This window comes from Streptomyces sp. NPDC038280 (genome assembly GCF_055600045.1).
The window spans coordinates 193,425-218,854 of record NZ_JBVJYZ010000001.1; the positions used below are offsets into that span (position 1 = coordinate 193,425).

General features: G+C 71.0%; 22 protein-coding genes. 8 read left to right on the plus strand and 14 right to left on the minus strand.

Translation table 11 applies throughout. The annotated features are described in order from the left end of the window. The first annotated feature begins 361 nt into the window (after positions 1-361). The 8 genes from ACZ7J0_RS00895 (at position 362) to ACZ7J0_RS00930 (ending at position 10,516) form a co-directional block, all read left to right on the plus strand. Positions 362-1,375, plus strand: coding sequence for an amino acid ABC transporter permease (locus ACZ7J0_RS00895; RefSeq protein ID WP_470882845.1), 1,014 nt, complete (start codon positions 362-364; stop codon positions 1,373-1,375). Continuing rightward, complete coding sequence (locus ACZ7J0_RS00900) at positions 1,372-3,411, plus strand: FAD/NAD(P)-binding protein (RefSeq protein ID WP_470882846.1); 2,040 nt, start codon at positions 1,372-1,374, stop codon at positions 3,409-3,411. The genes ACZ7J0_RS00895 and ACZ7J0_RS00900 overlap by 4 nt, the downstream gene beginning before the upstream one ends. Before the next feature lie 267 nt (positions 3,412-3,678). Further along, positions 3,679-4,446 (plus strand): GntR family transcriptional regulator, encoded by a 768-nt coding sequence (locus tag ACZ7J0_RS00905; RefSeq protein WP_470882847.1) that lies wholly within the window; start codon positions 3,679-3,681, stop codon positions 4,444-4,446. Between the two features lie 82 nt (positions 4,447-4,528). Further along, positions 4,529-4,756 carry a 4Fe-4S dicluster domain-containing protein gene (locus tag ACZ7J0_RS00910; protein ID WP_125741086.1) on the plus strand — a complete coding sequence of 76 codons (228 nt, stop codon included), beginning with the start codon at positions 4,529-4,531 and terminating at the stop codon, positions 4,754-4,756. A gap of 14 nt (positions 4,757-4,770) precedes the next feature. Beyond that, the gene (locus ACZ7J0_RS00915) at positions 4,771-6,111 is read left to right on the plus strand and encodes an ABC transporter substrate-binding protein (protein ID WP_470882848.1); all 1,341 of its coding nucleotides are present in this window, start codon (positions 4,771-4,773) and stop codon (positions 6,109-6,111) included. Further along, on the plus strand, positions 6,108-7,007 hold the full coding sequence (locus tag ACZ7J0_RS00920; RefSeq protein WP_470882849.1) for an ABC transporter permease: 900 nt from the start codon (positions 6,108-6,110) through the stop codon (positions 7,005-7,007). Before ACZ7J0_RS00915 ends, ACZ7J0_RS00920 begins: the two co-directional genes overlap by 4 nt. Further along, positions 7,004-7,759: an ABC transporter ATP-binding protein gene (locus ACZ7J0_RS00925; RefSeq protein WP_470882850.1), complete on the plus strand. Its 756-nt coding sequence runs from the start codon at positions 7,004-7,006 to the stop codon at positions 7,757-7,759. The genes ACZ7J0_RS00920 and ACZ7J0_RS00925 overlap by 4 nt, the downstream gene beginning before the upstream one ends. Positions 7,760-7,783: 24 nt before the next feature. Next, entirely contained in the window at positions 7,784-10,516 is a 2,733-nt protein-coding gene (locus ACZ7J0_RS00930) for a fumarate reductase/succinate dehydrogenase flavoprotein subunit (RefSeq protein WP_470882851.1), read from the plus strand. Positions 10,517-10,632: 116 nt separating this feature from the next. Here the strand turns inward: ACZ7J0_RS00930 and ACZ7J0_RS00935 are convergent, their stop codons facing one another. The 14 genes from ACZ7J0_RS00935 to ACZ7J0_RS01000 form a co-directional block, all read right to left on the minus strand. Then, positions 10,633-11,262: a hypothetical protein gene (locus ACZ7J0_RS00935; protein WP_470882852.1), complete on the minus strand. Its 630-nt coding sequence runs from the start codon at positions 11,260-11,262 to the stop codon at positions 10,633-10,635. A gap of 14 nt (positions 11,263-11,276) precedes the next feature. After that, positions 11,277-11,792 carry a hypothetical protein gene (locus ACZ7J0_RS00940; protein WP_470882853.1) on the minus strand — a complete coding sequence of 172 codons (516 nt, stop codon included), beginning with the start codon at positions 11,790-11,792 and terminating at the stop codon, positions 11,277-11,279. Between the two features lie 5 nt (positions 11,793-11,797). Beyond that, positions 11,798-12,994, minus strand: a complete 1,197-nt coding sequence (locus ACZ7J0_RS00945; protein ID WP_470882854.1) for an MCE family protein — start codon at positions 12,992-12,994, stop codon at positions 11,798-11,800. Then, complete coding sequence (locus tag ACZ7J0_RS00950) at positions 12,991-14,280, minus strand: MCE family protein (RefSeq protein ID WP_470882855.1); 1,290 nt, start codon at positions 14,278-14,280, stop codon at positions 12,991-12,993. The genes ACZ7J0_RS00945 and ACZ7J0_RS00950 overlap by 4 nt, the downstream gene beginning before the upstream one ends. After that, complete coding sequence (locus ACZ7J0_RS00955; RefSeq protein WP_470882856.1) at positions 14,277-15,422, minus strand: MCE family protein; 1,146 nt, start codon at positions 15,420-15,422, stop codon at positions 14,277-14,279. Before ACZ7J0_RS00955 ends, ACZ7J0_RS00950 begins: the two co-directional genes overlap by 4 nt. Beyond that, complete coding sequence (locus ACZ7J0_RS00960) at positions 15,419-16,402, minus strand: MCE family protein (protein ID WP_470882857.1); 984 nt, start codon at positions 16,400-16,402, stop codon at positions 15,419-15,421. The genes ACZ7J0_RS00955 and ACZ7J0_RS00960 overlap by 4 nt, the downstream gene beginning before the upstream one ends. Then, positions 16,399-17,445 (minus strand): MCE family protein, encoded by a 1,047-nt coding sequence (locus ACZ7J0_RS00965; RefSeq protein WP_470882858.1) that lies wholly within the window; start codon positions 17,443-17,445, stop codon positions 16,399-16,401. The genes ACZ7J0_RS00960 and ACZ7J0_RS00965 overlap by 4 nt, the downstream gene beginning before the upstream one ends. Next, positions 17,442-18,674, minus strand: a complete 1,233-nt coding sequence (locus ACZ7J0_RS00970) for an MCE family protein (protein WP_470882859.1) — start codon at positions 18,672-18,674, stop codon at positions 17,442-17,444. Before ACZ7J0_RS00970 ends, ACZ7J0_RS00965 begins: the two co-directional genes overlap by 4 nt. Positions 18,675-18,680: 6 nt before the next feature. After that, a complete protein-coding gene (locus ACZ7J0_RS00975; RefSeq protein WP_470882860.1) occupies positions 18,681-19,499 on the minus strand; it encodes an MlaE family ABC transporter permease in 819 nt (272 codons plus the stop codon). Positions 19,500-19,501: 2 nt separating this feature from the next. After that, positions 19,502-20,272 (minus strand): MlaE family ABC transporter permease, encoded by a 771-nt coding sequence (locus ACZ7J0_RS00980; RefSeq protein ID WP_470882861.1) that lies wholly within the window; start codon positions 20,270-20,272, stop codon positions 19,502-19,504. Continuing rightward, on the minus strand, positions 20,269-21,201 hold the full coding sequence (locus tag ACZ7J0_RS00985; protein WP_470882862.1) for an ABC transporter ATP-binding protein: 933 nt from the start codon (positions 21,199-21,201) through the stop codon (positions 20,269-20,271). The genes ACZ7J0_RS00980 and ACZ7J0_RS00985 overlap by 4 nt, the downstream gene beginning before the upstream one ends. Positions 21,202-21,299: 98 nt before the next feature. Continuing rightward, positions 21,300-22,319 carry an RNA polymerase sigma factor gene (locus tag ACZ7J0_RS00990; RefSeq protein WP_470882863.1) on the minus strand — a complete coding sequence of 340 codons (1,020 nt, stop codon included), beginning with the start codon at positions 22,317-22,319 and terminating at the stop codon, positions 21,300-21,302. Between the two features lie 60 nt (positions 22,320-22,379). Beyond that, complete coding sequence (locus ACZ7J0_RS00995; protein WP_470882864.1) at positions 22,380-23,420, minus strand: lytic transglycosylase domain-containing protein; 1,041 nt, start codon at positions 23,418-23,420, stop codon at positions 22,380-22,382. A 333-nt stretch (positions 23,421-23,753) separates the two neighbouring features. Then, a complete protein-coding gene (locus ACZ7J0_RS01000; RefSeq protein ID WP_470882865.1) occupies positions 23,754-25,400 on the minus strand; it encodes a trypsin-like serine protease in 1,647 nt (548 codons plus the stop codon). Positions 25,401-25,430: the final 30 nt, after the last annotated feature.

Below are 25,430 nucleotides of genomic sequence, written 5' to 3' on the forward strand. Positions count from 1 at the left end.
CGCTGCCGAGTCAGGCGCAACAGGAGGCGGACCACACCCGACCGAAGTCGATGTGGTCACGCGAGACCAAGCGCTGCTGGGCATCCATGCGATTACTTGAGCAGTACATCGTGTGTCTCGTCAACCAGCGACCGGCTACCGAACCGGTGTTCACAGGCCCGTCATACGTGGTTGACAGATCCGCGAGCCATCCACACATACGATCGATGGAGGGCGGGCCCGCTGTGCGCGTGGCTCTCTCCGGCCGCGTTGAGGGACGCGGCGAGCGTGACGACACCGGCCCCGGCGCACCGTACCCGCGTACGGATGCCACCGGCATGGTCACCCACGCCCACACCTCCCTCCCCCGGAGCGCCTCACGATGGTCACGCCCGCCGATGTCACGTCCACCACCACTCCTGCTCAGAAGCCCCTCAAGGCAGTCGACCCGCCCGGCACCGACCTGCCGCGGATCGTGCCGCGCCGGCGCGTCGGGCGCTGGGGCACCGCCGCCGTGGCGCCGCTGGCCTTCGCCATGGTGCTCAACTCCGTCATTCGCAACGACGCGTTCCAATGGGACGTGGTCGGCCGGTACTTCACCACCGCCGCCGTGCTCGACGGACTGCTGCTGACGCTATGGCTGACCGCCGTGGTAATGGTGCTCGGCTTTCTGCTCGGCATCCCGCTCGCGGTGATGCGGCTGTCAGGCAACCCGGTGCTGCGCACGCTCAGTTGGGGTTACGTGTGGATCTTCCGGTCCACGCCGCTGCTCGTGCAGCTGCTGTTCTGGTTCAACATCGGTGCCCTCTATCCGACGCTCGGTCTCGGCATCCCGTTCGGGCCGCGGTTCCTCACCGTCCAGACGGTGAACCTGCTCGGTCCCACCCTCACCGCCGTCATCGGCCTGACCCTGCACGAGGCCGCGTACGCCGCCGAGGTGGTGCGCGGCGGCATCCTCTCCGTGGACTCGGGCCAGACCGAGGCCGCCCAGGCACTCGGTCTGAGCAGGCTCCGTACGCTGCGCCGGATCGTCATCCCGCAGGCGATGCGCTCCATCGTCCCCACCGCCGGGAACATGCTGATCGGCACGCTCAAGGGCACCAGCATCGTCAGCGTCCTGGCCGTGCACGACCTGCTGTACTCGGTACAGCTGGTCTACAACCAGACCTACCAGGTGATCCCCCTGCTGATGGTCGCCACGCTCTGGTACGTCGCGGTGACCTCCGTGCTCGGCGTCGGTCAGTACTACGTCGAGCGGTACTACGCGCGGGGCTCCGCGCGCAGGCTTCCGCCCACTCCGCTGGAGCGGCTGCGTGCCCGTATGACCGCCCTGCGCCGGCAGTCGCGCCGGGCGACCGCCGCCGACACACGACCCGCGCCCGGCGGTGACCGATGAGGGCGAGGCCCGCGGCCGCACTGGTCGTCGTCGGCGCGGGACCGCGCGCCACCGGGCTGCTGGAACGCATCGCCGCCAACGCCCCCGAGCTGTGGCAGGGCGACAAGGACTTGCACATCCATCTCGTCGACCCGCATCCCCCGGGCCCGGGGCGGATCTGGCGGCACGAGCAGTCCCCGCTGCTGCGGATGAACTCCATGGCCGAGGACGTCACCATGTTCACCGACGAGACGTCCACCCTCGACGGCCCCGTCCGACCGGGACCCTCCTTGGCGGAGTGGGCCGCCCAGTTCACCGACGCGGGCAACCCGCGCTTCGCGCCGTACGCGGAACCGGCCGACCCGCAGGTTCTGGCCGAGCTGCGCACGCTCACCGGGACCGACTTCCCCACCCGACGGGCTCAGAGCGCCTACCTCGACTGGGTGTTCCGGCGAGTGCTGGCCGAACTCCCGGCGTCGGTCACCGTCGAGTGGCACCGCACGACCGCGACCGCCGTCACGGGCCTCCCGGATGGCCTCCAGCACGTGCACCTGGCGGACCGCGTCTCTCCGCTGAGCGCGGACCTCGTGGTCCTCGCGCAGGGCCACCTGGCGTCCGCGCCGAGCCCGTCGCACCGTGCCCACGCGGCCTTCGCCCGCCGGCACGGCCTCTTCCATCTCCCGCCGGACTTCTCCGCCGACACCGACCTGTCCGCACTGCGGCCCGGCGAGCACGTCGTCCTGCGCGGATTCGGTCTTGCCTTCATCGACCTGATGGTCCTGCTCACCGAGGGCCGGGGCGGCTCCTACCGCACGGAGCCTGACGGCACGCTGCATTACCTCCCCTCCGGCCGCGAGCCGATCCTGCACGTCGGGTCACGACGCGGGGTGCCCTACCACGCCAAGACCGGCTACCGGCTCCAAGGCCCCCGGGCTTCGCTGCCCCGGTACTTCGGCCCCCAGGCGATCGACGCCCTTTGCGCCGAAGAGCGTCCGCTGGACCTGCGCCGCGATGTATGGCCGCTGATGGCCAAGGAGATCGGCTTCGGCCACTACCACGAGCTGTTCCACGCCCACACGGAGCGGACGGCCGTGCCCTGGGACGAGTTCCTGACCGCGTACGACCGCCTCGACTGGTATTCCGACGCGATGACGGACCTGGTCGCCACCGCGGTCCCCGACCCGGCGGACCGCCTGGACTTCGAGGCCCTGGACCGTCCCCTTGACGGCCTCGACTTCCCCACGGCGGACGCCTTCCAGGCCCATCTGCGCGACTACATCGCCCAGGACGTCGCCCGCCGCGAGGACGCCGAGTTCAGCGCCGACCTCGGGGCCTTCCTCGCCCTGCTCTCGGTCTACGGGCAGCTGCCGCGGCTGGTGTCCACGGGCCGGCTCACGGCCCGCTCGCTCGGCGACGGCCTCGACGGCTGGTGGCACGGCTTCTTCAGCTTCCTCGCCTCCGGTCCTCCCGGCCTCCGGCTGCGCCAGCTCCTCGCCCTCTCCCGTGCGGGGATCGTCCGATTCCTCGGTGCCGACGTCCGCGTCGACACCGACGAGACCACGGGCACGTTCTCCGCGACGAGCCCCACGGTGCCCGGCCACTCGGTCCGCACCACAGCACTGGTCGAGGCGTACCTGCCCGGCCCGGAACTCGACCGCACGGAGGATCCGCTGCTGCGGCATCTGCACCGCGTGGGCGCGCTCGCCGAGGAGGTCGTCACCGATCCGGACCACACCCACCGCTCCGGCCGGTTCACCGTCGTCGCCGCGGACGCCCACGTCATCGACCCGGGGCTCGGCGGCCCCCACCCCCGCCGCCTCGCCCTCGGCGCCCCCACCGACAGCCGCGCCGTGGCCGCCTTCACCCGCCCCCGCACCAACGCTCCCGCCTTCCGCCAGAACGACGCGGTCGCCCGGGCCCTGCTGCGGGCGCTCGACGCGGATCCGTTCCCCGGCTCCCCGGGAAGCGGACCGGAAGCCGAACACCGTCGTCAGGGGGAGACGGCCCGGTCCGGCGCCGACCGTGTGCTGACCACGAACCGAGCGCCACGGCTCTGACCGGCACACCTGTCCCTCGCCTGCCATGACCCCACCGGCCTCCGCCGCCTCCTGCCCCGGGCCCGCCCACCAGAGGCCCGTCGGAGGCCGGTGGGCGAGTCACCGTTCGCATCGTGGTCGCCGGGCCGTCCACGTAGTGGGCGGCCCGGTGGCGTTTCTCGCTCCTCTTCCTCCGAAACCGCAGGTCAGAGCTGGCACACGCGGTCCATCAGGTGGCGCAATACTGCGGCAACACCGTGGGGACCGCCGGCCCGCTACGTTCCTGCCATGCCATCCGAACCCGCCCCCGCCGCCCTCCCGGTCGCCGCCGCGCGCCGCCGTCGGCTGCGTGCGGACCAGGCCCGGCAGCTCGCCGACCTCCTGCGCCACCAGATCCTGGCGGGCGGCTTCCCCGGCGGAATCCTGCCGCTCGAGGACGTGATCGCCACCGACTACCGGACCAGCCGCAACACCGTCCGGCAGGCCCTGGACCTGCTGCGCGGCGAGCAGCTCATCGACCGGCAGCCGGGCGTCGGCACCGTGGTGGTCTGTGAGAAGTACCCACACGGCCTGGACCGCCTCCAGGGACTGGCCGAGACCCTGCACGAGCACGGCCGGGTCACGAACGAGGTCCGTACGGTCGGGCCGGTGACCGCCCCAGGCCCGGTGGCACACCGGCTGGGCCTGCCGGAGCACACCGATGTGCTCTGTATCGAGCGGCTGCGTCGCCTGGGCGGCCTGCCGCTGTCCCTCGACTTGTCCTACCTGCCCATGGACGTGGGCGGTGAGCTGCTCGGCTGCGACCTCGAGAACACGGACGTGTTCCGGCTCCTGGAGTCCCTGACCGGCGGCCCACTGGGCCATGCCGAGATCACACTCGAGGCGGTCAACGCCGACGCACACTCCGCCGCGGTGCTCCAGGCCCCGCGCGGGGCCGCCGTACTGATGCTCGAACGGCTGACCCATCTGCCCGACGGGCGGCCGGTGGACCTGGAGTTCATCCGGTTCCGCGGCGACCGCATCACCATGAGCGGTGTGCTGCGCCGCTCCCTCTGAGCACCTGAGCCCTTCCCTCGTTCCCTTCTTCCTTTCCTTCCTCCTTCTCCGTTCCCCGCCCTCCGGGCCCTTGGAGCCAGCCATGCCTCTTGTTCCTCAGCGCGCCGACGTGCCCGTGACCATCGACGAGTCCAAGTGCATCGACGGCTGCACGCTCTGCGTCGACATGTGTCCGCTCGACTCGCTCGCGATCCGCGAGGACAACGGCAAGGCGTACATGCACGTGGACGAGTGCTGGTACTGCGGCCCGTGCGCCGCGCGCTGCCCCACCGGCGCGGTGACCGTCAACATGCCCTACCTGCTCCGGTGAAAGGCCCCCATCCCATGCGTCGCAGAATCATCTCCCCCGCCGTACCCATCGCCCTGCTTCTCCCCTTGGCCACTGCCTGCGGCGGCGACGGCGAGGCGGGTGGAGCGTCGAAGACGGTGACGGTGACCGTCGGCTACCAGTCCAAGACCATCAACACCGTCACCGCCGGCACCCTGCTGCGCTCCCTCGGCTACTTCGAGGAGGAGCTGGCGGCGCGTGGCAAGAAGGAGGGCGTGACATACAAGGTCGAGTGGCAGGACTACGCGACCGGCGCCCCCATCACGGCCCAGATGACCGCGGGGAAGGTCGACATCGGTTCGATGGGCGACTTCCCGCTGCTGATCAACGCCGCTCGGGGCAAGGAGCTGAAGCAGCCGACCCGGCTGGTCTCGGTCACCGGCTACAACCTTCGCGGCGGCCTCAACACCGTGGTGACCGCGCCGGGCTCCACGCTGGAGTCGCTGGCCGACCTGCGCGGCAAGAAGGTGTCCACCAGCGTGGGCTCCGCCGCTGACGGAACGCTCGTACGGGCCCTGCAGCGCGCGGGAATCGACCCCGACAAGGGCATCCAGAAGCTCAACCAGCAGCCCAGCGTGGGCGCTTCCGCCCTGCAGGCGGGCAGCGCGGACGCCCTGTCGCAGTTCGTGGCCTGGCCCGGCCAGTTGGCCTTCGAGGGCCGGGCGAAGGCTGTGTACGACGGGGCCGAGCTGAATCTGCCGACCTTCCACGGAGTGACCGTGCGGCAGAAGTTCGCCGGCGAACGGCCAGGTGTGCTCGACGACTTCCTGAAGGCGCAGAAGCGGGCGACCGACCACCTGCGGGCGAAGCCGGTAGCGGCCGCCGAGGCGGTGGCGAAGGAGACCGGGCTGCCGGCCGAAGTGGTCTACCTCTACAACGGCGCGAACGGCATCGCCACCTTCGACCCGGCCCTGCGCCCGGAGCTGATCGCCGCACTGAAGGAGGACGTGCCGGTGCTGAAGGCTGCCGGGCTGGTGGGTGACGTCGACGTGGACGCCTTCGTCGACCCGGCGCCGCTGAAGCGGGCCGTTCAGGCCACCGGGTACCCGAAGGCGAGCGCCGCCAAGCCCGAACTGTGGCTGAAGGGCCAGACCACCACCCGCACCTTCGACAGCCCCAAGGAGCTGCTGAAGGCCGCCAAGGGCGCGGACGTGCGGGCCGCGTACGTGCCGGACGCGCTGACCGGCACCCTGTGGTTCGCCGACAGGGCGGTGTGGGTGGCGGATGGCGCCGAGCTGCGCGCCTTCGTCACGCCTGCCAGTGCCAAGCGGTACGTCGACGGTCATGCCGGGGCACGGATCATCCGGTACGCGGAAGCCGTGGGGCTCGCGTCATGAGCACGGGCCGTTGGCTGATCCGCGCCGCCTCGCTGGCCGCGGCCCTTGGGCTCTGGCAGCTGCTGACCTCGCTGGACGTCAACCTGTGGCTGCGGTTCGAGCAGTTCCCGACGGTGGACGAGGTGGCCTCCGCCTTCGCCGACCGCCTCGGCACCGGCCCGTACTGGCAGGACCTCGGCCACAGCCTCCGCCGGATCGCGTTCGGCTTTCTGCTGGCCGCGGTGTCGGGGGTGGCCGTCGGTACCGCGATCGCCCGGTCCCGGTGGGCCGCCGACCTGCTGGGCCCGCTGGTGGAGGTGGTACGTCCGGTGCCGGCCATCGCCCTGGTTCCGGTCGCCATCCTGCTCCTGCCCACCAACGAGCAGGGCATCGTGTTCATCACGTTCACCGCCGCCTTCTTCCCTGTGGTGGTGTCGACCCGGCACGCGGTCCGGGCCCTCACACCAGCCTGGGAAGAGGCCGTGCTCACCATGGGCGGCGGCCGGCTACGGGTGCTGTTCTCGGTGGTACTACCCGGCGCCCTGCCGGGCATCTTCGGTGGCCTCTCGGTGGGCATCGGCGTCTCGTGGATCTGCGTGATCTCCGCGGAGATGATCTCCGGCGAGTACGGAGTGGGCTACCGCACCTGGCAGGACTACACGATCGTCGACTACCGGGGCGTCTTCGTCGGCATGGCCACCATCGGAGCCCTGGGATGGCTCACCTCGACAGCGGTGGAACTGCTGGGCCGCCGCGCCACCGCCTGGCTGCCCCGTCCGGCCGGACGGGGCGCCGCCGGGGCGAAGCGTCCGGCGCTCCGCGGGGCTGGTCGCACCCCCGCGCAGACCGGTTCCGGACACGCCGCCACGCCCACCTCGACAGTCACCGCCGTTCCCCGGAAGGAGCCGGTCCCATGAGTACCGCGACCCTGCCCACCACCCCCGCCCGGCCGGGCGCCGAACTCGCCCTGCACGACGTACGGCTCGGCCACCCGGACGGCGCGGCTCTGCCGGGCAAGGTCACGCTGCGCATCGCGCCGGGGGAGCTGCTGGCCGTGGTCGGGCCGTCCGGCTGCGGGAAGTCCACCCTGCTGCGCACCCTCGCCGGCCTCCTGCCCCCGCTGGAGGGGCAGGTCACCCAGGACGGTGAACCGGTCGCCCGGCCCGTCGCCGACCGGGCGCTGGTCTTCCAGCACGACGCCCTCCTGCCCTGGCGCACTGTCCGCGCCAACGTGGAACTGCCGCTGGCGATCCGCCGGGTCCCCCGGGCCGAGCGGCGGCGTACCGCGGCCGCGTGGCTGGACCGGGTCGGGCTGGCCGAGCACGCCCACAAGCTGCCGCACCAGCTGTCCGGCGGTCAGCGGCAGCGGGTCCAGCTGGCCCGCGCGCTGGCCGGCCGGCCCCGCGCGGTCCTGATGGACGAACCTTTCGGCGCACTCGACGCGCACACCCGGGCCGAGATGCAGGACCTGCTGGTGGACATCCTGCGGGGCACGGGCGCGACCGTCGTCTTCGTCACCCACGACGTGGACGAGGCCCTCCACCTCGGCGACCGGGTCGCGCTGCTGAGCTCCGGCCGGGTGCTGGACGTCCCGCACCCGCGCCTGCGCGACGCTCAGCACGCCCCCGCGACCGCCGACCTGCGCCGCCGCATCCTCGAATCCCTCTGAAAGGCACTTCCCGTGGAGACCCTGGTGGACACTCCCCTGCCCGTTCCCGCCCTCGCCGACGCGACCGAGCTGTCCTGCGACGTTCTCGTCATCGGAGGCGGGACCGCCGGCACCATGGCCGCACTGACCGCGGCCGGACGCGGTGCGCAGGTCCTGCTGCTGGAAAAGGCGCACGTACGGCACTCCGGCGCACTCGCCATGGGCATGGACGGGGTCAACAACGCGATCATTCCGGGACGGGCCGAACCCGACGACTACGTCGCCGAGATCACGCGCGCCAACGACGGCGTCGTCGACCAGTCCACCGTCCGGCAGACCGCGACCCGCGGCTTCGAGATGGTCAAGCGCCTGGAGTCGTACGGGGTGAAGTTCGAGAAGGACGAACACGGCGAGTACGCGGTCCGCCAGGTGCACCGTTCCGGGTCCTACGTCCTGCCCATGCCGGAGGGCAAGGACGTCAAGAAGGTCCTCTACCGGCAGCTGCGGCGGCGCGAGATGCGGGAGCGGATCCGCATCGAGAACCGGGTCATGCCGGTCAGGGTCCTCACCCACCCGGACGACGGCCGGGCCGTCGGCGCGGCCGGGTTCAACACCCGCACCGGGGAGTTCGTCACCGTCCGGGCGGGCGCCGTGGTCCTGGCCACCGGGGCCTGCGGCCGGCTCGGCCTGCCCGCCTCCGGCTACCTGTACGGGACGTACGAGAACCCGACGAACGCGGGCGACGGCTACGCCATGGCGTACCACGCGGGGGCCGCGCTCACCGGCATCGAATGCTTCCAGATCAACCCGCTGATCAAGGACTACAACGGGCCCGCCTGCGCGTACGTCGCCAACCCCTTCGGCGGCTACCAGGTGAACCGGCACGGCGAGCGGTTCGTGGAGTCGGACTACTGGTCCGGGCAGATGATGTCCGAGTTCGCGGAGGAACTCGCCTCCGACCGGGGCCCGGTGTTCCTGAAGCTGAGCCATCTGCCCGAGGAGACGATCGGCGCCGTCGAGACGATCCTGCACTCGACGGAACGGCCCACCCGCGGCACCTTCCACGCGAACCGCGGCCACGACTACCGCACCCACGACATCGAGATGCACATCTCGGAGATCGGACTGTGCGGAGGACACTCCGCCTCCGGCGTACGGGTGGACGCACACGCCCGCACCACCGTGCCCCGGCTGTACGCGGCCGGCGACCTCGCCTGCGTACCGCACAACTACATGATCGGCGCGTTCGTCTTCGGCGACCTGGCCGGCGAGGACGCCGCACAGTACCGGGCATACGAGGGAGAGCTGCCCCCCGACCAGCTGGCCGCCGCCCACGAGCTCGTCTACCGGCCGCTGCGCAATCCCGACGGGCCGCCACAGCCACAGGTGGAGTACAAGCTGAGGCGGTTCGTCAACGACTACGTGGCGCCGCCGAAGTCGGGGGCGAAGCTGTCCCTTGCCGTGGAGACGTTCACCCGCATGTCGCGGGAGATCGCCGGGATGGGCGCGCGCACGCCGCACGAGCTGATGCGGTGCGCGGAGGTCACCTTCATCCGGGACTGCGCGGAGATGGCCGCCCGGGCCTCGCTGGCCCGGACCGAGTCCCGGTGGGGGCTTTACCACGAGCGGATGGACCACCCGGAGCGCGACGACGCGGGCTGGCTGCACCATCTCGACCTGCGCAAGTCGCCTTCCGGGGCGATGGAGTTCACCGCCCGGCCCGTAGAGCCGTACGCGGTCCCGGTGCCGGAGTTCGCGCCGGCACCGGGGCCGGAGCGCCATCTGGGCGAGGTCACGCTGGTGCCGGTGGCCACGGCCGGTCCTCGGGACGCCGCCCCAGCCGCCCGCCCGGCCGCACCCGCGGCGGAACCCGTCCCGGCCTCGGTCCCGGAGGTCTCCGCGCCCAGCCCGGCCCTGCTCCGCCTCCTCGCCCTCGCCGAGGAGTCCCCCGACCTGGACGCGCTCCGCCCCTATTTGGCCGATGTCGACCCCGGGGTGCGGGCGGCGGCCGTGGCGGCGCTCAGCGAGACCATGCCCGCCGGTGTCGGCCCCGCGCTCGCCGCGTGCCTGCGGGACGCCGCGCCACGAGTCCGGGCCGCCGCCGCGGCCGCGCTGCGCGAGCTCGTCGAAGTGCTTCCTGCCGAGCCGGAGCTGGGGGCCGCGTTGCGGGCGGCGCTTGATGTCGCCGACCCGGTCGTCCGCGCCGCCGCGCTCGACGTGCTGCGGGCGCTACGGCTGGGCGACGCCGGGGTGTACGCCGCCGCGCTCGACGACCCCGACATCGAGGTCCGCACCACCGCCGTCCGTGCCCTCGTCTCGGTGGACGCGGTGCCGGAACTGGCGGTGGCGACCGCCGACCCGGCCCGTGAGGTCCGGGTCGCGCTGGCCCGCGGCCTCGCGGCCGTGCAGGACCCGGCCCCGGCCCCGCTCGACCCGCTCCTTGACGACGCCGACCCGCTGGTCCGGGGCGCCGCCCTGGCCGCGCTGGCCGCCACCGGCTGCCCGCCCCGCTACGCCGCGCGGGCCGCGGCGGCGCTCGCCGACCCGACGTGGCAGGTCCGAGCCGGCGCCGCGACCGCCCTGCGGTCAGCCCTGCCCGCCGAGGCAGTCCCCGCCCTCGCCAAGACCTTGGCCGACCCGAACGCGGATGTCCGCAAGGCCGCCGTCCTGTCCCTCCTCCACCACCGCGCCGTCCCGGAAGCACGCACCGCCCTCGCCACGGCTACAACGGACCCAGACGCCGACATCCGCGCTTACGCATCCCGCGCGGCCGGCTGACCCCACGGTGGCACGGCTGGAGTGACCGCCTCCCTGCGGATCACTCCAGCCAGCCCACGGCCGCCGAAGCGCAGCCGAGGACGACATGGTCCGCCCGGTCCCCCACGTTCTTCGGGCTACAGCGCGTCCAGGGCGCTGACCTTCCAGCCCTGTGGGGTGGGGATGAGCGTCATCCGCACGCGGTTGAGGTCGAGGCGCGGGGTGGAGACCTGTGTGCTGGTGGTGAGCTGGTTCACGAAGAGCAGGACGACGACCTCGTCCGGGGAGGCCGACACGACCGACGCCGCCGGGGCGGCGTCGCCGCTCGGGGGCTTCGCGACCGTGGCCCTGACCACGCCGCGGTACTGCTTGGCGGTGGGGGCGACCACGGTCTGGGTGGTCTTGGCGTACTCGTCGAGGAACGGGTTGGTGAGATGGGAGCGAGCCGCGGCGAAGTCGCGGTCCAGGTGGCGGTAGTCGTACGACAGGACGGCCGGGGCAGCCTTGTGCGCCGCGGTGAGCGCGGCCGTGCGTGCCTGGGCCGTGTGTTCGGCCTCTCGGTACTTCCAGCCGAGCGTGGCGGTGGCGGCCACACCCAGTACGACCAGGACGGCGAGCACCGCGCCGAGCCGGCCGTGGCGACCGCCCCTCTGGGAGGTCGGCTCGGGGTCGGGGGTGGCCTCGGGCTCGTTCGGCTGCCGTGCGGCCTTCTCGGCGCGTTTGGCGGCGGCGCGGAGGGTCGCCGCTCGCAGGGTGGGGTTCGCCACGGTTCTGTCTCCTGTCAGCCGACGAATTCGACGTTGGACGTCAGCCATCGGCCGTCCTCGAGGACGAGGTCGAGCTGAAGGCGGTAGTTACGGGACGTGCCCCCGGGGGCCGCGACGTTGGTGACCTTGCTGTCGGCCACCACCAGGACGCGGGCGGTCCGTTCGTCGGCCCGCGCGATGCCCGCGTCGAGGATCTGTCCTTCGGACACCGACTTGTTGTCGGCGACGATCTTCGTCAGCTGCGTGGTCTGGGCCGCGAACTGCTTCTTGAAGTCCCCGGTCGCGCCATTGAGGACGTTCTTGCTGTCACGGTCGTAGTGCCGGTAGTCGAGCGAGGTGAAGTTGAGCGCCGACTGGCGGGCGGCGGCCAGGATGTCCTGGTGCCGCCCGTCCTCCTCGTGGCGCTCGTACAGCCGAACACCCAGCCAGCCCGAGGCGGCCGTCAGGACGGCGGCCAGGACGGCGAGTGCCGCCCCGGCCCGCCGGTGGCGCAGCGGCCGGGCCGCGTGGGTGAGGAGTGCACGGGTCATGCCGTTCATGCCATGGGTCCCACGAGCAGCCATTGCCAGGAGTCCTTTCCGAATACCGTCTGTGCTCCGCCCGTCGAGCCGATCTGAACGGACCTTCCGGGAGCGGGAGCGTTCTGGGCGCCGCGTACGGAGGTCTTGCCGCCACGCGGGGCCGCGCAGTGGGCGTCGGTGTTGGCCCGCCGGTCGGAGGTGTCGGCGGGGTCGCGGCGCTGGGTGGTGCCGTATCCCTGACGGCAGGGCGGCGGGTCGTCGGCGTTGACGACCATGCCGAAGTGAGTGGTGCCGTCGCCGGGGACCACGGTGTAGCTGCCCGCGACGACCACGGGGAAGGTGACCAGGGTCTGTTCCACGCCGGGCAGCCGGGCGAGGGTGATCTGGCCGCCGCTGATCAGGTTGCCGAGGAGGACCGGGAGGTGGGGCCTGTTGTCCTTCATCAGCGCGTCGACCTCCCGGGCGGCGGAGGTGCCGCTTGCCATCAGGGATCGGAGGTCCCCGTCGCTCGCTTTCAACTGTGCGGTGAGCACGGCCAGATCACGGGAGAAGGAGGTGATCGCCGAGCCCTGGTCGGCCTGCGTCTTGAGGACCTTCCTGGAGTCCTCGATCAGCGCGATCGTCTCGGGAAGCGCGCCGGACGCCGACTCGACGAGAGCGTTGCCCGAGTCCACGAGCCGGGTCAGATGCGGGCCGGTGCCGGAGAACGCCTTGCCGAGTTCGTCGACAGAGATCCGAAGGTCCTGCTTGTCCACCGATTCGACCAGCCGGTCCAGGCTCAGGATCATCTCGGTGGTGGGCACCGGCACCCGGGTGTTCCGGCGCGGGATGGTGCTGCCGTCGCGCAGTTCGGGGCCGTTCGCGGAGCGCGGCTGCAGGTCCACGTACTGCTCGCCGACGGCCGAGCGGTTCGCCACCACGGCCAGGCTGTCCGCCGGGATGGTGGGTGAGTCCTCCAGGCGGAGCGCTACCGACACGCCGCCGGACGCGGTCAGCCGCAGCTCGCCCACGCGGCCCACGGGTACCCCCCGGTAGGTGACCTCGGCGCCGGAGTAGATGCCTCCGGAGTCGGCGAATTCGGCCCGTACGGTGTACCCGCGGTTCAGGAGGCGGTCCACGAGGCCGGTGTATTCGGCACCGACGTAGGACACGCCGACGGCGGTGATGAGCGCGAAGGCGAGCAACTGGGCTCTGACCGTACGGGTGATCACGGCACCAGTCCCTTCATCAGCAGCTCGGCGAGGGCCAGGCTGACGCCGGGCGGGAAGGGGCTGTCGCCCTGACGGTGGTACGAGACGGGATCGGCCGGTGTGCAGAGCGGCAGGCACTCCAGGTCGGCGTCGCCGCGGGGAGCTTCCGGAGCGCTGGGGGTCCCCGAAGGGAGAGGGGCCTTGGGGAGCGCGGGGGTGGGGACGCCGGGGAGCGAGGGAGCGGTGGGCAGCCCGGGAGCCACGGGGCTTCCCGGCTGCTGTCCGGGCGTCCCGGGCTTCGCGGGCTCGTCGGCCAGGTTGCCGTAGACGCTGCGCACGTCGAGATCGGCGGTGACCTTGAGGTTGACGAAGTCCCCCTTGATCGCGTCGACGACGTTCCGCGGGAAGGGATAAGTCGTCAGGAGTTCGAGGGCGTTGGGCAGATCGGCGCCCGCCTTGTTCAACTGGCGGAGGGTCGGCTGAAGTGCGCGGAGATTGGCGATCACGTCGGCCCGCGACGCGTTGATCACCTTCGTACCGGTCTTGCCGAGCTCGGACAACGACGTGAGCATGGTGGTCAGCTTGGTCCGCTGGTCGGCAAGCACCTTCAGCGCAGGCGGCACAGTGGTGAGGGCCTGGCCGATGGTCTTCTTCTCCTTGGCGAGGGTGGCGGACAGCTTGTCGATGCCCTCCAGTGCGCGGACGATCTCCTTCTTCTGGGCGTCGAGGCCACCGATGAAGGTGGTCAGCTCGCCGAGCAGGGACTTGACCCGGTCCTCCCGGCCCTCCAGCGCCTTGTTCAGCTCCGTGGTGATGGTCTTGAGCTGAGCGACGCCACCGCCGTTGAGCAGCGCCGACAGGGCCGACAGAACCTCCTCGATCTCCGGGTTGCGGCCGGAGCGGGACAGCGGGATCCTCGCGCCGTCGTCGAGTCTGCCGACCGGCTTCTCGGCTCTCGGTGCCGACAGCGACACGTACTTCTCGCCGAGCATGCTGGTCTGCCGCAGTTCGGCGATCGCGTTGCCGGGCAGCTTGACCGAGTCGGCGACGCGCAGCCGGACACGGGCGTGCCAGCCGACCAGTTCGACCTTCTCGACGGCGCCGACGGTGACGTTGTTCACCTTCACCGTGGACTGCGGTACGAGATCGAGGACGTCCCGGAATTCGACCGTGACCCGGTAGCTGCTGCCGTCGGCGGCCGCGCCGCCTGGCAGCGGAACGTCGTAGAGGCCGTTGAACTCGCAGCCGGTGGTCAGCAGGAGTGAGCCGGCGGCGCCCCACAGCGCGGCCTTGCGGGGAGCTCTCATGTACGGGCCTCCAGGATGCCGCCGAGCGTCTTGTCCATCGAGGGCGCTCCGGTCACAGGAAGCGCCGCTCCAGTGACCGGGTCGCCCTCGGGCAGCTCGGGCAGGGAGTCGAAGAGCTTCTTCAGGTTCCGGCAGTCCGTGCCCTTCTCTCCGGTCGTCTTCAACAAGGAGCACAGCAATGCGGCCGGGTCCTGGAGCTGCTCGGGGTTGCCGCGGGTGTCGAGGGTGCCGGAGGCCGGGTTGTACGCGTTCTGCAGATTGGAGAGACCGGCGGGGACGACGTCGAGGAGCTCTTCGAGGGCGGCGCGCTGTGTGACCAGCACCTTCGTCACCTTGGAGAGGCCCTTCACATCGGCGGTCAGTGCCTTCCTGTTCTTCTTCACGAAGTCGGACACGTCGGCGAGTGCCGCCGCCAGGTGCGTGATCGCCGCGGCGAGGTCCTTGCGCTCCCCGGCCAGCTGCTCGGCCACCTTGGCCAGGCTGCCGTTGAACGACCGGACGGAGGCGTCGTCGGCCGCCAGCGCGGCGGTGAAGACCTGGAGGTTCCGTACGGTCCCGAACAGGTCCTGCCTGCCGTCGGACAGGGTGGTGACGGCCTGCGAGAGGTCCTCGACCGTCTGGTGGAGCCGCGTGCCCTGTCCCTGGAGGTTGTCCGCGCTGACGGCGAGCAGCCGGGACAGCGAACCGTCCTTGTTGGCCCCCTGGGGGCCGAGCGCGTCCGAGGTCGTTCGGAGGCTGTCGAAGACGCGGTCCAGTTCGACGGGCACGGCCGTGCGGTGCAGCGGGATGACGTCGCCGCTCTTCATCGCCGGGCCGCCGCGGTGCACCGGGAGCAGCTGGAGGTAACGGTCACTGACCACCGAGGAGTTGATGATCGCGGCCTTGGCGTCGGGCGGCACCTTGTATGCGGCCGCGTACTCCAGCTCGACGCGGACCCGGTCGCCCTCCGGCATGATCTCCTTGACCTCGCCGATGCGGACGCCGAGTACGCGCACGTCGGAGCCGGGGTAGATGCCGACCGTGCGGGGGAAGTAGGCGGTCACCTGGACCGTGGGCTCCTGGGGCAGGCACACGACGGTGAGTACCCCGGCCACGGCGAGGAGAGTGGCGAGCGCGATACCGCGGATGATCCGCCTGTTCATCGTGATCCTCCTGTCCGTGGGGTCACCGGTGTGGGGGCGACCAGGTTCTGGATGTAGCTGTCGAACCAACGGCCGTTGCCGAGGGTGTTGGTGAAGACCCTGGCGAAGGGGCCGAGGAGCTGCACGCTGCGGTCGAGGCTCGCCTGATTGCGTTCCAGCATCTTGACCACGGTGTTCAGGCGGGTGAGTGCCGGTCCGATCGCCGCGCCGTTGTCGGTGACCAGCCCGGAGAGCTGGACGCCGAGCGCGACGGAGCTCTTGAGCAGCGCGTGGATGACCTTCCGCCGGGACTCGATCTCCTTGAACAGCTTGTCGCCGTCCTTGAACAGCTTGCTGAACTCCCCCTTCCGGGCGGCGAGTACTCCGGTGACGCCGTTCGCGTGGTCGAGGAGTTCGCGCAGCGCCTCGTCGCGGGAAGCCACGGTGCGGGAGATCTTCGAAAGCCCCTGGATGGAGGCTTTGACCTCGGCGGGCGAGTCCTCGAAGGTGGTGGAGAGGGTGTCGAGGGCCGTGGCCAGTTGCTGCTTGTCGATCTGTTCGGTGGTGGTGGTGAGGTCGCTGAAGGCCTGCACCACGTCGTACGCCGGGACGGTCCGGCTCAGCGGGATCTCGCTTCCCGGCTTCAGCCGGCCGGTGCCTTCCGGCTCAAGGGCGAGGTACTTGGCGCCCAGGATCGTCTTGATGCGGATGGACGCGCCGGTGCTGGTCCCGAGCTCCGGGTCTCCCTCGACCCGGAAGGTCACTTTGACGTGGTCGCCGGCCAGCTCGACCTCGTCGACCTTGCCCGTCTTGACGCCGGCGATCCGCACCTCGTCGCCGGGCCGCAGTCCGCCTGCTTCGGAGAAGGCCGCGCTGTACGTGTCGCCACCGCCGATCAGCGGAAGGCTCTCCACGTTGAACGCGGCCGCGATCAACAGCGCGAGGGTCGTGAGGCCGACCGCCCCGATCGTCGCAGCATTATGTTCGCGGAAGGGGATCACCGGCCGCACCTCGCCCGGGCGACGTGGAGTTCGGGCGTGATGACCTCGTTCGTCTTCGGGAGCACGATCCGGCCGTCGAAGTCGCAGAGGTAGAAGTTGAACCAGGAGCCGTACGACGCGGTGCCGGTCAGCTTGTCGAGCTTGTTCGGCAGCCTCTGCAGGACGCCCTCCACGGTCTTCTCGTGGTCGTTCAGCGTTCCGGTGAGCTTGGCCAGCTCGGCGATATCGGTCTTCAGCGGCGGCCGGGCGTCCTTGAGGAGACCTGAGGTGGCCTCCGTGAGGCCGTTGATGCCCGCCAGCGACTCCCCGATGGGCTTGCGGTCGGCCGAGAGACCCGAGATCAGCCGTTGCAACTGGGTGATCAGGCCGGAGAAGCGGGTGCTGCGCTGGTCCACCGTCTTCAGGACGGTGTTGAGGTTGGTGATCACGGACCCGATCAGCTTGTCGCGTTCGGCCAGGGTCGTGGTGAGCGAGGCCGTGTGCGCGAGCAGGCTGCGGACCGTACCGCCCTCGCCCTGGAGGGTCTTGACGATCTCGGTGGCGAGCTGGTTCACGTCCTCGGGGCCGAGCGCGGCGAACAGTGGTTTGAACCCGTTGAGCAGCGCGTTGAGGTCGAGCGCCGGTTCGGTACGGGAGAGGGGAATCCGGCCTCCGGGAGCGAGCCGCTTCCCGTTCCCCGCGCCTTCGGTGAGGGCGACGTACCGTTGCCCGACCAGGCTGCGGTAGCGGATGACGGCGCGGGTGCTGGTGAGCAGGGGCCGGTCGCGGGAGACACTGAAGGTGATTTCGGCGAGCGCCCGGTCCGTGATCCGGATCTCTTCCACCTCCCCGACCCGCACGCCCGCGACCCGGATGTCGTCGCCCTCCTCCAGGCTGGTGACATCGCTGAACACGGCGGTGTACGTCTCCCGTGGGGTGAAGGAGAGGTTGACGATGGTGGCCGCGAGGACGGCGGTCGCCGCGATGGTCACCACGGCGAAGATGCTCAGCTTGATCAACTGGGGCGCTGTGGCCCGGGCGTTCGTACGTGTCCTGGGACTCATGCGTGGCTCACCGCCGTCCCTCGTGCCAGCGGTCCGAAGAGCAGGGTCGTGACGGCCGGGACCTCGTCGGCGGGCACGCCCATGACCGGGGCCACGAGCGAGGCGACGGCGTGCTGTTCGGCCGGTGTCCCGGATACAGGGACGGCTGCACTCTGTGCCGACGTACCGTCGTTGAGCTTGATCGGCGGTGCCGGGATGTGCGGGTGGGGCAGACCTCTGCAGTTCGGGCCTGAGCGGTCGGCATAGCGCGGTTCCTCGCCGGGTCGGTAGGAGGGTCGGGGGCGGACGAACTCCAGGGTGATGCGCATCTTTCCGCCCCTGAAGGCCTCTTCGGACGCCGCTTCCTGGCGCACCAGACCGGCCAGCAGGCACGGATACTCCGGCGAGTAGCGGGCGAAGAGGGACAGCGTGGGACGGGAGACGCGGCCCAGGGTGATGAGCCGGGCGGTGTTCTCGTCGAGTACGCCCTCCGTGGTCTCCGCGGCGGTGGCGGTCCAGGTGAGGAGCGAGGAGAGCTGCTCCTGCTTCTCGACGATCGTCCGGCTGGTGGTCAGGGTGTTGTCCAGGATGCGCAGCAGGTCGGGGGCGGCCTCGCCGTACACCTCGGCCACATCGGCGAACCGGGAGATGTCCTCCTTGAGGGAGGGCAGATGCGGATTGAGCCGACGCAGGTAGGTGTCGAGGCGGGTGAGGTTGTCGCCGATGCCCTCGCCCCGCCCTTCGAGCGCGGTGGAGAACGCGGAGAGTGTGGCGTTCAGCTTCGCGGGCTGCACGGTGCGGAGCAGCGGCAGCAGGTCGTTCATCAGCCGCTGGAGTTCGATGCCGACCGTGGTGCGGTCCTGGGTGATGACGTCACCGGCGCGGATGGGCCGGGTGGACGACGTGGGTGGCGCGACCAGGTCGACGTACTTCTCGCCGAACAGGGTCTTGGGCAGCAGCCGTGCGTGGACGTCGGCCGGGATGAGGGAGACGTGCTCCGGCTTGAGCGCGATGCCGAGCGTGGCCTTCTCGCCGTCGGCCCGCACCTCGCGCACCTCGCCGACGAGCAGCCCGCGCAGCTTGACGTCGGCGCGCGGTTCCAGCTGGTTGCCGAGGGTGTCTGCCTCCAGGGTGATCCGTACGACAGAGGTGAACGCCTGCTGGTAGACGGCGACGGACAGCGAGAGCAGCAGGGCGACGACGACGATGAAGACGATCCCGTACAGCCTCAGTCTGATGGTGCGACGCATCGGCCCCTACCCCGCTATCCGTACGGTCGTGTGGGCGCCCCAGATCGCCAGGCTGAGGAAGAAGTCGAGGACGTTGATGGCCACGATGGACGTCCGTACACCGCGCCCGACCGCGACGCCGACGCCCGCCGGGCCGCCGCTCGCGTAGTAGCCGTAGTAGCAGTGGACCAGGATGATCACGAGGGCGAAGACGATGACCTTGCCGAAGGACCACAGCACGTCGACCGGCGGCAGGTACTGCTGGAAGTAGTGGTCGTACGTCCCGCTGGACTGGCCGTAGTAGCCGGTGGTGATGGTCCGGGCGGCGAAGTAGGAGGACAGCAGCCCGATCACGTACAGCGGGATCACCGCCACGAAGCCGGCGATCATCCGGGTGGTGACCAGGAACGGCAGCGAGGGGACGCCCATCACCTCCAGCGCGTCGGTCTCCTCGCTGATCCGCATCGCGCCGAGCTGGGCGGTGAATCCGGCGCCGACCGTCGCCGAGAGTGCGAGCCCTGCGACGAGTGGGGCGATTTCGCGGGTGTTGAAGTACGCGGAGAGAAAGGCCACGAAGTTGGAGGTGCCGAGCTGGTTGAGGGCGGCGTAGCCCTGGAGGCCGACCTCGGTACCGGTGAAGAAGGAGAGGAAGGCGATGACGCCGACCGTGCCGCCGACGACGGCCAGCGCGCCGCGGCCGAAGCTCACCTCGGCCAGCAGGCGGAGGACTTCCTTTTTGTAGCGGCGCAGGGTGCGGCCGGTCCAGGCGAGGGAGCGGCCGTAGAAGACCAGTTGCGTGCCCAGCTCCTCCAGGGAGTGGAGTGGGCGGTCGAGAAGTCGTCGCACAACTAACCCCTCTGCGGAACGATTTGGAAGTACACGGCGGTCAGGACGAAATTCGTCACGAACAGCAACATGAAGGTGATGACTACGGACTGGTTCACGGCGTCGCCGACGCCCTTTGGACCACCCTTGGCGGTCAGACCCTTGTACGAGGCAACGATCGCGGCGATGGCGCCGAAGACGAGCGCCTTCAGTTCGGCCGCCCACAGGTCCGACAGCTGGGCGAGGGTGGTGAAGGAGGCCAGATAGGCGCCGGGAGTGCCGTGCTGCAGGACGACGTTGAAGAAGTAGCCGCCGGCCACGCCGACCACTGAGACCAGACCGTTGAGCAGCACCGCCACCAGCATGGTGGCCAGCACCCGGGGTACGACGAGGCGGTGGATCGGGTCGATGCCGAGGACCTGCATCGCGTCGATCTCCTCTCGGATCTTGCGCGCCCCGAGGTCGGCGCAGATCGCGGTGCCGCCGGCGCCCGCGATGAGCAGCGCCGTGACGATGGGGGACGCCTCGCGCAGTACGGCGAGTACGGAGGCGGCGCCGGAGAACGACTGGGCGCCGAGCTGCCGGGTCAGGCCGCCGATCTGGAGCGCGATGACGGCGCCGAAGGGAATGGACACCAGGGCGGTGGGGAGGATGGTGACGCTCGCGATGAACCACGCCTGCTGGATGAACTCCCTTACCTGGAAAGGGCGTCGGGGGAGGGTTCGCAGAACGTCGAGGGCCATGGCGAAGAGGTTGCCGGAGTGGCGGAGGGCACCTGTCGGGGAGAGGCTCATGCGTCAGCCGCCTCCGTTGCGCGGAGCTTCGCCTCACGGTCGGCGATCGCCTGCCAGCGGGGCCGCCGGGTGATCCCGGGGCTCGGCAGCAGACGCGGGGTCATGGCGGGGGTGGGGTGGTCACCGTCGCCCAGGTCGGCAAGCTCCTGCTCGACCTGGGCGGCGTCCTTCTCCTCGGCCATGCCGATCGGCCCCTGCATACGGCCGTTGAGGAACTGCCGCACGACGGGCTCGTCGCTGGTGAGCAGCTGCTCGCGCGGGCCGAACATCACCAACTCGCGGCGGAAGAGCAGCCCGATGTTGTCCGGGACCTGGCGGGCCGAGGCGATGTCGTGGGTGACGATCAGGAAGGTCGCGTCGATCTGCGCGTTGAGGTCCACGATCAGCTGGTTGAGGTAGGCCACCCGCACCGGGTCGAGCCCCGAGTCCGGCTCGTCGAACAGGATGATCTCCGGGTCGAGCACCAGTGCCCGTGCCAGCCCCGCCCGCTTGCGCATGCCGCCGGATATCTCGCCGGGCAGCTTCTCCTCTGCCCCGATCAGACCGACCATGTCCATTTTCTCCAGGACGATCCGTCGGACCTCGCTCTCCGGTTTGCGGGTGTGTTCGCGCAGCGGGAAGGCGATGTTGTCGTAGAGATTCATCGACCCGAACAGGGCGCCGTCCTGGAACAGCACGCCGAAGAGCTTGCGCACCTCGTACAGGTCGTGTTCGCGGAGCTTGGTGATGTCCTGCCCGGCGATCCGGATCGATCCCCGTTCCGGCTTGAGCAGGCCCACGAGTGTCTTCAGGAACACCGACTTGCCTGTCCCCGAGGGGCCGAGCATGACGGACACCTCGCCGGCGGGCAGTGTCAGCGACACGTCCTGCCAGATGACCTGGTGGCCGAAGGACTTGGTCAATCCTTCCACGCAGATCTCGACACCCATCCGGTTCACCCTTCAGCGGGAGCAGCTCGTACGACTGCTCTACGGGGAGGGGCGGCGGGTCCGTCGCGGAGAATCGAAGATTTTTTACGCGTCGGACATCAGGGGCGTACCGAGGTGTGGGGCACGGCGTCCGAGATGGCCTCCGCGGCAGCACCGGCGTCGGGGAGCGTGAGCGGAAGCGACGGTGCCGATACGGCGTGGGTGGCCGGCAGGGACGGCAACGGGGCAGACACTTCGGGCACGGCGACTTCCGGCAGGGCCACCTCGGGCACTGTCACCGTCACCGGAGCCGGCGAGGGCTTGTGCGGGAGGGCTGTCGGCAACGGCGAGGCCTCGGCGGACGGCGGCGTCGGCTCTACGGAGGGGGCGGCGGCCGGCAGCTCGTAACCGGCCTTCGCCTCCCCCACCTCCACCGCCCCCGAGGCGGGGCGGGCGGGGCGCGCCGCATCCGTCTCGTACGCGAACGGGATGATCAGGCCCACCACGGCCAGGGTCGCCGCCGCCGATGTCGCGACCAGGGCCTGGGCGGACATACCCGCCTGGCCCGCCTGGTCCCGGCCGCGCCCGATCAGCCACAGGCCGAGCGCCAGGGTGCCGGCCAGCGAGTTGCGCAGGGTACGACGTGCCCTGGCCAGCAGGGACTCGACCGCACGACAGCTGAGACCCATCTCGCGGGCGATCTGCTCGACGTCCCGATCCTCCGACCTCAGCCTCAGCGCCTCCGCCTGACGGGCGGGCAGTTCCCTGCTGCGGAACGCCACCCACCGCGCCTCCGCCCGGTCGCACACCACCTCCTCGACGGGCACCGGGCCAGGAGCGGTCAGCTTCGGAGCGCTGCCCACCTCGGCCTCGCGGTGGACCTGCCGGTACCGGTCGACGCACAGGCGCATGGTCACCGTCGTCAGCCACGCGCCGAGCCGCGCCTCGTCCAGGTGTGTGTTCTGCGCGCCGCGCAGCATCGCCTCCTGGACGGCGTCCTCGGCGTCCTCCACGCTCATGGACCTGCGGCGCGCCACCTTGAGCAGCTGCTCGCGATGGGTCCACATGCGCTGCCACCGCAGGTGGGCCGCCTGGTCCCCCGGTCCGGTCGAGTGGGCAGGATGCCTGTCCGTCGTCATGACCGGGGACGTTACCGCCGGGTATCCAGTGGTGGGGAGGGGGCGGCGGCCGAGTGAGTCCTAACCGTTGCCGGAAGGCTGCCCGGCGTCGGGAAGGACACCGTCACCGGGAAGCCCGACGTCGGGGCCAGGGGTCGTGACCAGGGAGGGCAGAGGCTTAGGCGCGTTCGTCGGCGCGGGTGTCGGCGAGGGCTTGGGGTTCGGCTCGCGCGTCGGCCCGGGAGCGGACGAGGGCGTGGACGCCGACACGGAGGGCGACGCGCCGGAACGCGGCCCGGCCGTCCCGGTCCGTGCCCTGTCCGGGAACGACCCGGACGAAGTACCCGTGCCGGAGTCCGCAGAGACATCGGTACCGCTCGGATCCGGCACCACCCGGTGTCCGTCCCGGAAGTAGCCGTACCAGGACAGAACGACACTCAGGTACTCCTGGGACCGGTTGTAGGCGAGGATCGCGCGGTCGAGGTCGTGCGGCCGGGAGAGGTCGCGGCCGCCCGCGCACAAGTAGCGCCCGGCCGCGAGCGCCGCGTCGTGCACGTTGTGGGGATCGGCCCTCCCGTCGCCGTTGCCGTCGGCGGCCCACCTGGCCCAGGTGGAGGGGATGAACTGCATCGGGCCGACGGCGTGGTCATAGGACCGGTCGCCGTCGTACGCGCCACCGTCGGTGTCGCGGATCAGGGCGAAGCCCCGGCCGTTCAGCTGCGGTCCGATGATGGGCGTGTACGTCGTGCCGTCCACGTTCACCCTTCCGCCGCGCGCCTGGCCGGACTCCACCTGCCCGATCGCCGCGAGCAGTTGCCAGCGCAGGGCACAGCCCGGCGCGCTCCGCGCGAGCGCCGCTTCCGCCCGCCGGTACGCGGCGAAGACCGTGGCCGGCAGCGCCCCGCGGTCGGCGTCCGCCAGGAAGGGGGCGCGGGCCGGCGAGGTGCCGAGGGGGTTGTGCACCCGCAGCGGGGGCAGTTCGCTCAGATAGTGCCCATCACCCGAAGTATCCCGATCCGGTGCCGTTTCAGCCTCGGTGGCGGCAGCCCGCCCCGCGACACCCGGCGCCTGTGAGCCGGTCAGCGCCGCCATGGCCATCGCGGCGACCGCCGTGGCCGTCACCCCTCTGTGTACTCGTCCTGAAAACCGCCGCGCCATTCGCCGGTCCCCTCCCACTCGCGCCGTTTCTGCCGACTGCTCTACGGGGCGAGGGGGCGGGTCCGTCGCGTCGATCGCCGGATCTTTTTCATGGGATCGCGCCGCCCACGGCCTGCGCAGCGGAGTTCGGCGAAGGGGGTCCGGTATCCCGGCCCTGGCGCAGATGAATGGGGGCTGCCCGGGCATTCCGTCACGTCGCGTCCTGGTCGCAGCCGGGCAGTCCAGGCATGGCTGTGCCCCGCCCACCGCCCCCGAAGGGGACGGGGCGGTGGGCGGGAGCGGGGAGCCGGCTCGGTATCAGAGCGTGCCGGCGAGGGCGATGGAGCCGAGCGGGGTGGCGGCGATGCCCTTGATCGTGGGCACGGTGACCGGAGTCGTGAAGATGGCGCCGGCGGTGTTGCGGCTGGTGAACACGACGCGGTTGTCGCTGGTGGTGAAGGCGATGTCGACGTCGCGGTCGACGCCGGCCGCACCCACCGACTTGACGGTGATGTTGCCGAGGTGCGCGGTCAGGTCCTTGACCGGGCTCCAGGAGCCGCTGCCGAGGCGGGCGGTGTAGTACTGGCGGGTGCCGTTGTCGGTGGCGAAGATGATGTGGGCGTTGCTGCCCATGCCGGCCATGGCCACGGACGTGATCGGGCCGGTGGCGCCGGCGACCTGGGCGACGTCGCCCCAGACGGTCCACTGCCCGGCGGTGGAGCGCAGGGTGTGGTAGGCCTTGCCGCCGGTGACGGCGATGACCTGGAGCTCGCCGCCGGTGTTGGCGGTGGCGATCGAGGTCACGCCGCTGATGGGGCTGCTCACGGAGGCGACGTCACCGAAGGGGGCCCAAGTGCCGTTCGCGCGGCGCACGGTGTGGAAGACCTTGCCGTTGGAGACCGCGATCACCTGGATCTCGGTGCCGGTGGACACGGCGGACACCTGGGTGACGTTGGTGAGCGCGCCGGCCTCGCCGAAGACGTCCCCGAAGGTGCCCCACGTGCCGTCCGCCTTGCGGATGGTGTGGTAGATCCGGCCGTTGGTGCCGAGCGCCACCACGTGGGTGTCGCCGTTGATCCCGGCGACGGTGGCCGTGCGGATACCGCCGATGTCGCCGGCCTTGGTCTGGACGTCGGTGAAGCCGGTCCATGCGCCGTCATCCATGCGGATGCCCTGATAGAGGGAGGTGCCCGCCTGGACGACGGCCTCGGTCTTCCAGCCGGCGGTCAGCGAGCGGACCTCCGCGGACCACGCGCTCAGGTTCTCGGCCCGTGCGGCGATGGCCCCGGTGCGGGTCTCGGTGGCGGGAGCGCCGAGGCAACCACCCTGCCAGGAGCGGCTGTTGACGCCGACGAGCTGGCCGGCCGCGTTGAGGAGGGGACCGCCGGTGTCGCCCTTGCAGATGGCGTCGGTGCCCTTGCCGGTGACGGTGACGGTGCCGTTGTCGGACGCGTTGGTGGTGAAGGTGCCCGTGTGGACCTTGTCGGGGACCCACTCGGTCTTCGTACGCCCGAACCCGGCCGCGGTGAGGTCGGTGCCGGCCGCGGGAACCGCGGGGGCGAACCTGGTCCACGGGAGACCGGTGGCGGCGGTGGCCAGGCGGGCCAGGACCAGGTCGCGGTCGGTACGGGGCACGAGGTCGACGACCTCGACGGCCTTGCCGTCGGAGAGCGTGGCGATGGACTTCAGCGCCGGCTTGCCGGCCGGGACCGAGGTACCGGGGGTGGTGGCGAAGCAGCTGGCGGCCGTGATGATCCAGTTCGCGTCGACCAGGGTCGCCGTGCAGCCACGGGAGTTGGCCTCGTCGCCGATGGTCAGCTTGACGACGGACTTGTACGTGTCGGCCGGGGCCTCGGGGCCGGTGACCGCCACGGCGGGGACGGCCGAGATCAGGCCTGCGGCGACCGTGGTGGCGGCGACGAGCAGACCGGTTGTCCGCGCCGGGCGCAGACGGGGTGCGAGCATGGTTTTTCCTTCGGTGAACAGTGCCTGGGG